This window comes from Chromohalobacter sp. 48-RD10 (genome assembly GCF_029889785.1).
In the GTDB taxonomy this organism is placed as follows: Bacteria; Pseudomonadota; Gammaproteobacteria; order Pseudomonadales; family Halomonadaceae; genus Chromohalobacter.
Genome location: NZ_JARANX010000187.1, coordinates 1 through 882 on the forward strand (window position 1 = coordinate 1; position 882 = coordinate 882).

The 882-nt window shown below is 55.9% G+C and carries 1 protein-coding gene; it reads right to left on the minus strand.

Annotated elements, in window-relative coordinates; all coding sequences use genetic code 11:
- The coding region (locus OP496_RS18150) for a TonB-dependent receptor (RefSeq protein ID WP_280565381.1) at positions 1-882 on the minus strand (882 nt) is incomplete at both ends.

The following is an 882-nucleotide window of genomic DNA, read 5'->3' on the forward strand; positions in this document are numbered from 1 at the left end:
GCCACTGTCGAAATTGCCCCGCAATCCGATTTCACGACTCAAAGCCTTTTGGGGCTCGACGCTCGGATTAAAGCCACCCGCTTCGGAAGGATTGGCAAATTCAGAGAATGTGGGTGTTTCAAAAGAAGTGCTAATATTGGCATAGACCTGATGCGTCGGCAGATACCGGTAGCTCAAGCCGGCCGAACCACTCCATTCACGATAGTTTTTCTGCCCACTGTCATCGCCGTTGTCCGAGGTGATGAAATCATCATCAATATCCATTTTAACATGGTCGTAGCGCGCCCCTAGCGACAGCGTCAGCTTGTCGGTGAGATCCAGGTCACCCTGGGCAAAAATCCCCACAGAGGTCGCCTCCTGAGTCTCGTCGGCGGCTTCACCGCTGACTGTACCGTCCAACTCGACGTCACGTCGCCAGCGATCGTCCTCTTGACGCGCCATATCGACTCCGACCACATAACGCAGCGGCAGATCACCCAGCAGCAGATCCTGATGATACTCGGCACTGCCACCGTAATAGTCACGCTTGTAGCCAAGGAGACTGGCGCCGGGATAGGGCAATTGCTGTTCAAAGTCACGCTGCAGATAGAAGCCTTTGACGTACAGCTCACCCGGTCCAGCAGACAAATCTTCGTACTGCAGGCCCAGCACTTGCTGGTCGACGTTCTGTCCGGCATCCAAAGCAAGCGAGTTTGGAGCGGCCCCTTGGCGATCTTCATCCACTTCCGATTCTTTCAGGCCGCCCGGGTCTTCGGAACGCGGGTTGTCCAGCAAGTTGACGATGGCCGTCAGCGCGCGGTCGTTGCCCAGCTCGCGACGCACCTTGGCGTTGAGGTGATACTTCTCAACCTGGCTCTGATCGCGATAACCGTCGAAATTAAG